2 protein-coding genes are annotated in these 9,086 nt (G+C 63.5%); both read right to left on the minus strand.

Going from position 1 to position 9,086, the window contains the following annotated elements; all coding sequences use genetic code 11:
• Positions 1–50: 50 nt before the first annotated feature.
• Complete coding sequence (locus FBX99_RS21915; protein WP_178112027.1) at positions 51–7,316, minus strand: non-ribosomal peptide synthetase; 7,266 nt, start codon at positions 7,314–7,316, stop codon at positions 51–53.
• Between the two features lie 93 nt (positions 7,317–7,409).
• Positions 7,410–8,672 carry a glycosyltransferase gene (locus FBX99_RS21920; RefSeq protein ID WP_144929910.1) on the minus strand — a complete coding sequence of 421 codons (1,263 nt, stop codon included), beginning with the start codon at positions 8,670–8,672 and terminating at the stop codon, positions 7,410–7,412.
• Between the last annotated feature and the right edge of the window lie 414 nt (positions 8,673–9,086).

The following is a 9,086-nucleotide window of genomic DNA, read 5'->3' on the forward strand; positions in this document are numbered from 1 at the left end:
TCATTGTGGCGAGGGGATAAATCCCCTCGCCACAGATCAGTTTTGATCAGCTAGACCATCGCCGCGATTGAGCCCGTATGTGTGGCCCGGGCCGCGTCCATGCGTGAGCGGATGATCTCGCCCACCCGCTCGATGTACGGCTCGCGCATCATGGTCAGGTGGTCGCCTTCCACGGCCACCCGCTGCACCTGGGGCGCAATCGTCCGCCAGCCGCGATACGGGTCGTGGAAGGCCGTGCCCACCAGCTCATGGGGCGCCTGCAACACGTCGGGCAGCTCGACATCCGCGGCGAACAGCGTGATCGGCAGGTCCAGCGGCGGGAAGCGGTAGCCCAGCAGCGATTGCCAGTTGGCATGGAACACCTGGAACAGTTGCGTCAAGGCGGTCCGGCTGATGTTGTTGTCGAAAATGCCTTGCTCGATACCGTGCTGCTTGATCGCATCGAAGGCGTCCGCGTCGCTCATGCAGGAGAAGTCCAGGGCCTGGTAGTCGTATTCCTTCTGGCCGTCGCCGCTGAGCAACTCCCACATGAACCAGTTCATGAATTCGCTGCGTTCTATCCGGACCTCGCCCTGTTTGACGCGCACGATGGTGTCCAGCAGGAACACGTTATGCAGGCGCCGTCCGCGTCGCCGCAATTCGCTCGCCAGCTCGTAGGCGACGATGCCGCCATAGGACCAGCCGCCGATGTTCAGCGGGCCCTGGGGCGCGACCTGTTCAATGGCATCCGCGTAGCAAACGGCCTGGGCCTGCACCGATTGCAGCGGCTCACGGGCGTCCCAGGTTCCTGGTGCTTGCAGCGCATAGAGATGAACCTGGTCTTTGAGCGTCCGGGCAAGGGCGGCGTAGCACAACACATGCCCGCCGATGGGGTGGACCAGGAACAGCGTCGGTGCCCGGCAGGCATTCTTGAAGTCCACCAGCGCACCGGTGTCGGAAGACGCGGCTTCGGTTCGCTGCAGGACCTGGGCGAATTCGGCAATGGTCGGGGCCTGGATGAAGTCGGACAATGACGGCTCCAGCCCCTGGTGCCGGGTCAACATGGCAACCAGCTGCACGGCCTTGAGGGAATTGCCGCCGAGTTCGAAGAAGTTGTCGTGCACGCTGATGTCTTCCAGGCCCAGGGCTTCTTGCCAGTAGGCTTGCAGCAAGTCCTCCGTGGCATTCCTGGGCCCAGTGAAGGGGCGCAGCAGGGTGGTTTGCACCTCGATCTTCTGCAGTTGCCGGCGATCGATCTTGCCGGTGGGGCCAAGGGGTATCCGCGCGATGCCGACCAGGGTGTTCGGCACCATGTAGTCGGGCAACGCCAGGCGCATTTCGGCCTTGAGCCGATCCAGGTCCGGCTCGCGCCCCGGCATGGCCTGGACGAAACCCACCAGATAGCGACTGCCATCCGCTGCCGCCTTGTCGATGACCGCCACCTGCTGGATGTCGGCGCCGAACCGGCTGGAGCCGAGCATGGCCACTTCGATTTCCCCCAGTTCGACCCGATAGCCGCGGATCTTCACCTGCGCGTCGCTGCGGCCCTGGTAAACGAGATCGCCCGAAGGCAGGTAGAAACCGATGTCGCCGGTTTCATAAAGACGCCGGGTCTTGCCTTCCAGCTGGCGATAGATGAAGCGCTCGTCAGTCAGGTCAGGTCGACTCCAGTAGCCGTTCGCCAGGCAGATGCCTTCGACGAACAAGTCTCCCGTGACCCCGACCGGGCAGGCGTTGCCCGTGGCATCCAGGACATGTATGCGGACCCCGTCGATGGCCGCGCCAATCGGCGGCATGCTCGGCCAGGACGCGGCGGCACCCTCCAGTCTCAGGCGGGTGACCACGTGGGCTTCGGTTGGACCGTAGTGATTTTCCACTCGGCAGTCGTCGAGGCCGTCCAGCAGGTTGCGGATCTCGGCGGTGATCTTCAGCTGTTCGCCGGCCACGCTGATCTGGCGCAGCGAGACGGGGCGGATATCCAGTTGCTGGGCGACTTCCGCCAGCCCCTGGAAGGCGACGTAGGGCAGGAACAGCCGATTGATGTCCTGCGACTGGATGAATTTCAGCAGCCGGATGAAGTCGTAGCGCAGCCCTTCATCGATCATGGCCAGCTCTGCGCCGCCGCACAGAGTGGAAAAAATCTCCTGGAACGAGACGTCGAACGAAATAGGCGAGTACTGCAGGGTCTTCAACGCTATACCGACGTCCTGCTGGCGATTCTGCCAGAGCACCAGGTTGGTCAATGCACGGTGCGGCATGGCCACGCCCTTGGGGCGTCCCGTCGAGCCCGAGGTATAGAGCAAGTAAGCGTTATCTTCGCCGGCAATGCCTGCGGCAATGGCGGCGACCAGCTCATGGCCGCGCGCTAGATCGTTGTCGAACCCGGCGGCCACTTCATTCCAATGCCGTTTGACCGTCTGGCCGGCCAGGGCGGTGGCCAGGGTGGCCGACGCGTCGGCGAACAGCAGCAGGCTCGGCCGCGAGTCTTCGAGAATCAGCCGGATACGTTCATGGGGGTAGCTCAGGTCGATCGGCACATACGCCGCGCCGGCCTGCACCACGCCGAGCAGGGCGACGATCAGTTCGGGGGAGCGGGGCATCATGATCGCCACCCGGTCACCCTGGCCGATACCCTGCCGGTGCAGCCAGCTCACCAGTTGCGCGCAGCTGTCGCTCAGTTGGCGATAGGACAAGCGGGTCTGCTCGAAGCTTACGGCGATCTGTTCGTCGTAATGCTCCAGGCTGTCCAGCAACAAGCTCGACAGATTGTCATGGGGCATTGCCGTGACCGCCGTCGGCATGACCTGGACGGGGGCGGGCAGCCAGGCCGGTATGCTCGGCGTGGAGCCGGGTCCGGAAATCATCAGCTCAAGGGTACGCAGCAGGTAATCGGCGTAGGCCTCGACCTGGCTGGTGGCGACCCGCGCCGTGCAGTAGTCCATCTTCAACATCAGCGAACCGTTGGCGGGATGCCGCCCCAGGGTGGTCAGCAGGTCATAGTTACTGGCTTCCGTGGTGTCCCATTCGGTGAGGATTTCCTCATCCTGCGCCAGCATGTCCTTGAGCACGTAGAAGTCGACGTAGTTGAACACCACGTCCAGGGCGACGGAGGTTTCGCGATGGATCAGTGCGAATGGATAGCGCCGATGAGCGAACACCTGCTGCTCCTGGGCCATCAGCGCGCGGATCACCTCGAGCCAATTGCGGCCCTGGGTGTTGAAACGGATGGGCAGGGTATTGAGGAACAGGCCCAGCACCGAGGCCGCATCTTCGAACTCCGGTCGCCCGTGGCTGATGACGCCACACAGCACTTCCGTCTGGTTGGAAAGGATGGCTTGGGCGAACCCGTGGGCTGCCAGCAGGACGGCACGCAGCGGCAGGTCGTGGACGTGGCAGAACGCTTCCAGCCGCGCCAGGTCGGCCGGAGGCAGTTCGCGCCAGGCCGAGCGGTGCGGAGCCGGATCGGGGGCGACCACGGAGACCCAGCTGGTCATGGACGCGGCGGGTGCGTCGCGCAGGTAGTCGCGCCAGAAGTGCCGGTGGACGTCGGACGCCATGGCGTCCAGTTCCAGGACGGCAAAGTCGGCGGGCGTGGTCGTCAGCACGGGCAGTGCGTCGGTATCGGGTTCCGAGGTATAGAGCGTGATCAGGTCACGCATGAGAGTGGCGACGCTCCAGCCATCGAGAATTGCATGGTGGAAACTCAACACCAGGTCGATTTCCCGGGCCGCGACAAACACACAGAACTGATACAGCGGCGCCCGTTGCCAGTTTTCGCGGTAGCGCTTGCGCGCTTCCACATAGGCGGCAATCGCCTGGCCCCGTGCTTCGGCGCTCAGCGACACGGCGTCGACGATCTGCACCGGCGGCTCGACGCTTGAGTGAATCCTGGCCATGGGGGTTTCGGCGTGACCGATGTCGAACGACATGCGCAATGCCGGATGACGGCGGATCAACGCACGGCAGGCCCGGTCCCAGGCAAGTGGATCCCAGCGCAGGCGCAGGCGGTAGCGGAAGATGTCGTGATAGATCGCCGAATCCGGATGCATCATCGAGTGATAGATCATCCCGACCTGCAGTTGCGAGGCGGCAAAAACATCCTCGAACTCACCTTCGCTGGCCAGGCGGATCGCCTCCGGCACCTGGGCGAAGGGTGCGACATGGGCCGAGGGCAACAGGTCCGCCGACGCGACGGTTTGCGCCTGCAGGCCCTGAGCCAATTCAGCGATGGTCGGGTTCTGATAGACCTGCGCCAGTGTCAGGGCAATCCCTTGTTCACGGGCCTTGATCTGCAAGTGAATGACTTTCAGGGAGTCGCCGCCGAGCATGAAGTAATTGTCATGGACGCCGGGTATGGGGCGTTGCAGGTTGTCCGCCCAGAGTTCGGCCAGTGCCTGTTCCAGGGCGTTGCGCGGCGCGGTCGTGTCGGTGCTGCCGAAGGACTGCTCAGGTTCAGGCAGGGCCTTGCGGTCGAGCTTGCCGTTGGCGTTCAAGGGCAATTGTTCGAGTTGGATCAGGTGCCGGGGCACCATGTAGTCGGGCACGTGCTGGCGCAAGGTTGTACACAGGGCCTGGGGTGACAGCACACAGCCAGGCTCGCCCACCAGGTAGGCGCTGAGGCAGGCATCGCCGTCGGTTTCCTGGCGCGCAATGACCACGACTTCCTTGACGCCTTCGCAAGCCGCCAGGTGAGCCTCGATCTCACCGAGTTCGATACGCAGGCCACGGATCTTTACCTGGAAATCGTTGCGGCCCAGGTATTCGATGCTGCCATCGGGCAGCCAGCGACCGAGGTCGCCGGTCTTGTACAGGCGCGCTTTCGGGTCGGCCTGGAACGGGTCGCGGACAAACCGTTCGGCGGTCAGTTGTTCACGGTTCAGGTAGCCCCGGGCGACTCCGATGCCGCCGATGTGAAGCTCGCCGGCAATGCCCGGCGGCAACAGTTGCAGGTTGGCGTCGAGGATGTACAGCTGGGTATTGGCGATCGGCCGGCCGATGGGGACGATGCCCGGGTGTACATCGGGCCGGCAATGCCAGGCCGTCACGTCGATGGCCGCCTCGGTGGGGCCATAGAGGTTGTGCAGCTGCACCCCTGGCAGGCGCTCGAAAAAGCGCGTCTGCAACGCATGGGGCAAGGCTTCGCCACTGCACAGGACTTTTTCCAGGGCTGGCAATGGTTGCGCCGTGACCTGATCGAGGAACACCTGCAGCATCGACGGCACGAAATGCAGCAGGGTGATGCCGGCGCTGGTCATGATCTCCAACAGGTAGCGGGGGTCCTGGTGCCCGCCGGGAGCGGCGACCACCAGTTGCGCGCCACTGAGCAGCGGCAGGAAGAATTCCCAGACGGACACGTCGAAACTGAACGGGGTTTTTTGCAGGACGCGGCTGTGCTCGTCGACCTGATAGGCGTCGCGGGCCCAGAGCAACCGGTTCACCACGCCGTCATGCTGGTTCATGACGCCTTTGGGCAGGCCGGTGGAGCCGGAGGTGTAGATCACGTAGGCCAGGTGCCGGGGCGTCAAGCCAAGGGCGACGGCGTCCGGGTTATGCTGCGGTTGCCGCGACAGTTGCTCGAGATCGGTGTCCAGGCACAGCACCGGCAAGGTCACGGCGGGCAGGCTGCCGAGCAACACGCGGGTGGTCAGCAGGGCGCTGGGAGTGCTGTCGCTCAGCATGTGGTTCAGGCGGTCGGCGGGATAGCCCGGGTCCAGCGGCACGTAGGCGCCGCCCGCCTTGAGAATGCCCAGCAGGCCCACCACCATTTCCAGGCTGCGTTCCAGGCAGATGGCGACCCGCGCGTCGGGGCCGATACCTGTTTCGAGCAGGGCGTGGGCCACCTGGTTGGCCCGTCGGTTCAGTTCATCGTAGGTCAGCGTCCGGTCTTCGAAGCGTACCGCCGTGGTTCCGGGACGCGCGGCCACCTGGGCTTCGATCAGTTGATGAAGCAGTACGTCCCTGGGGTAGTCGACCGGGGTGTGGTTCCATTCATGCGCCACCCGGTAGCGCTCGACAGGCGGCATGATGTCGAGGGCGTTGACCGGTACTTCGAAATCATCGACCACGGCGTGCAGCGCGGTCATGAAGCGCTGTTGCAGGGCCTCGATCTGTGCCGCGTCGAACCAGGCCTCGTTGTAGATGAAGTGCATCCACACGTCGTCGTCCGGCGCGGCTTCGCGAATGTGCATCGCCAGGGGCATCTGTTCGTAGCCATTGCTGAGCTTGACCGGCTGGGCGGGCGCGGATCCGTACCAGGTGTCCTGGTCCTGCTCGTAGGACACCACCAGGTCGAACAATTGCCGCCGGCCTGTGTTTTGCAGGCCCAGCTCACGGTTCAGTTCGCTCAACGGATAGCGTTGATGGCGATAGTCCTGCTTGAGTGTCAGCGCGATCCGGGTCACCAACTCACTGAAACTCAGTTCGGTGCCCAGGCTCAGGCGCACCGGGCTCATGCCGACGAACAGGCCGAAGGTGGCCTTGTGCGTGGCATTGGCGCGGTTGAGGACCGGCATGCCGATCACAATTTCATCGCGTTGTGCCGTGCGCGCGAAATAGCTGTAGAGCAGCCCTACCATGGCGTGGAAAACCGTCGCCTGTCCGCAGGCCTTGGCCCGTTCTCCGAGACGATTGTAGAGCGCCCGCGGCAAGCGCCAGGCGTGGTTCTGGCTGGGGGCCAGGCGTTGCTCGAATCGACCGGGGTGACGGGGTGCGAGCAGGGGTTCTGGCACGCTGCGGTATTTGTCCAGCCAGTACTGGCGCTGTCGCTGGAAGACCGGTGAGGCCTTGTCGTTCTTCTGCTGTTCGACATACGCCTGGTAGGTCGGTGCCGGCAGCGGCGCTTGCGTCGGGTCCAGTGCGGCGGTGTAAGCCTGGCTGATGGCCCGGCCGATCATGGCGAAGGACCAGCCGTCGATGATCAGGTGGTGACAGTTGACGAAAAAGTAATGGAGGTCTTCGCGAACCTTGATCAGGTCCGTGCGAAACAGCAATCCGCCGTCAAAGGAAAACGGCGTTTGCAGGTTGGCTTGCAGCAAGGCCAGGGCGTTGGCCTGCGGATCGGCTGCTGTCGAGACATCGTGCAAGGTCAGCGATGCGCTGGCCGATTCCAGGAAGCGCTGTCGCGGCAGGGGGTGCTCCGCCGAGCCGGGTACCAGTTGAATGCGCAGGGCGTCGTGGCGGCTGATCACTTGATCGATTGCCTGCTTCAACCTTGCGGCGTCGACCGGGCCGTTGATGCAGGCATACCCGCCAATGTTGTACAGCGGGCTGTCGCCGTGCAGCACTTGATCCAGCCAGATGTCCAGTTGTGGGGCAGTCAGCGGGTAGAGCGCGTCCATGTTCGTCGTCCTTTTCAAAGCCACACGGAAAAACGGCTGGCGTTCTTCTGTCGGTGGCTGTTTCATCCATGATTACGCTGGGCAATACTTGCCTCAGGCAGCGCGTGACCTGGCGGTGCGCTCGAGTGCCTCGATCTGCAGGGCCGCCGCTTCACTGGCGCTGTCACCGCTCGGAATCAGCGTGCGATAGCGGTCGCAACTGGCGCGCACTTCCCGACTGTTCAGGATCTTGTCCAGTGCTGCGGCGAGCGACTCGGCGGAGGCGGGCGGGAAAACCCGCAAGCCACAGCCGAGGCGCTCCATTCGTGCGGCGTTGTCGAACTGATCGTGAGCGAACGGCGTGGCGATCTGTGGCACGCCGGCGGCCATGGCCAGGGCCGTGGTGCCGACACCGCCGTGATGCACCAGCGCTGCGCTGTGGGGTAGGATGCGACTCATCGGCACGTAACGTCGTACCAGAATCCTGCCTTCGCTGGACACTGAAGGGTCTACCGGCTGGCTGGTCAGGAACACGCCGCGGCGGTCGATCAATTTCAGTGCCTGCACCGCCGCGGTGAAGTATTGCTCGCCATTGACCATGGTCGAACCCGGGGTAAACACCACCGGCGATGCCTCGTTCAGGAAGTCTTCCAGTTCGGCGTCGAGCGGTTGCAGCCCGGACTCATCGAACAATGGGAAACCGGTCAGCACGGTCTGGGCAGGCCAGTCGTGTTGCACGGGGGCGAACCACTCCGGAAACAACCCCAGCACTCGGTCAGGCGAGGAAATCCATTGGCTGATAATGCGCTTGGTCGGCGCGAGGCCCAGCTCCTGACGGAAGTTGTTGAGCTCCGGTGCCATGACCCGGTCGAGAAATGCCCGTTCGATCATCCCCAGCAGCAGCCGCTTCACCGGATAGGGTACGAAGGCCGGCAGATTGGCTCCTGGTGGATGGGTCGAGGGCGCGGCGGCCGACCAGAAACCGAACGGCGACACCTGCGCGGTGACCAGTGGGATACCGTGTTTCTCCTGCAAAAGACGCGCTGAGAATGCCCACAAGGACCCGAGCATGACCGTTTCATTGTCACAGGCCTGCTCCAGCAACCGGTACTGTTCGCGCAGGGTGCTGGCGATGGTTTTCCAGAGGGTCGGCAGGGACGTGCGCGGGTGCCACAGCGCCGGGTCGGCCATCACCTCGTCATATTCTTCACGGGTACCCAACGGCAGGAAGTTGAAACCACAGCGCTCGATCAACGGCGCGAACGCCGCACTGGCGCAAAACGTGACCCGATGCCCGCGCGCCACGAGCGTACGGCCGATGCCGACAAAAGGATGAACGTCACCGGCTGAGCCGACGGCCGTAATGATCACATGCATAAGGTTCCCTCCAGAGTGATCCTGCGGTGGTAGGCCACCCTGATCAGCAGCGATCAGAGCCCGTCCGTGGGCTCCGCCCACTAAAACGATTCAGCCTGTCGGGGGGCATTAGGCATTGGCAGAAAGCAAAAGTCTGTGGCGGAAAATGGGGACACTCGACGATTGGTAGGCGCGCACTCCGGATCCAGTGGGAGTGGGCTTGCTCGCGAAAGCGGGGTGTCTGTCACAGAGGTGTTGAATGTGCCGCCGTCTTCGCGAGCAAGCCCGCTCCCACAGGGTCTGGTGGTGTATGCAAAGGTTGCGTACACCGCAAGTCCAATGTGGGAGCAACTGTCTTGGATGATTTATTTAGCCATTCTTTTTCAAGGCAGCAAAAGCTCTCACAGCTCTTGGCAGTGCAGATATCTGGAGAGG

Origin of the sequence: Pseudomonas sp. SJZ074 (assembly GCF_007828215.1) — a bacterium.
In the GTDB taxonomy this organism is placed as follows: domain Bacteria; phylum Pseudomonadota; class Gammaproteobacteria; order Pseudomonadales; family Pseudomonadaceae; genus Aquipseudomonas.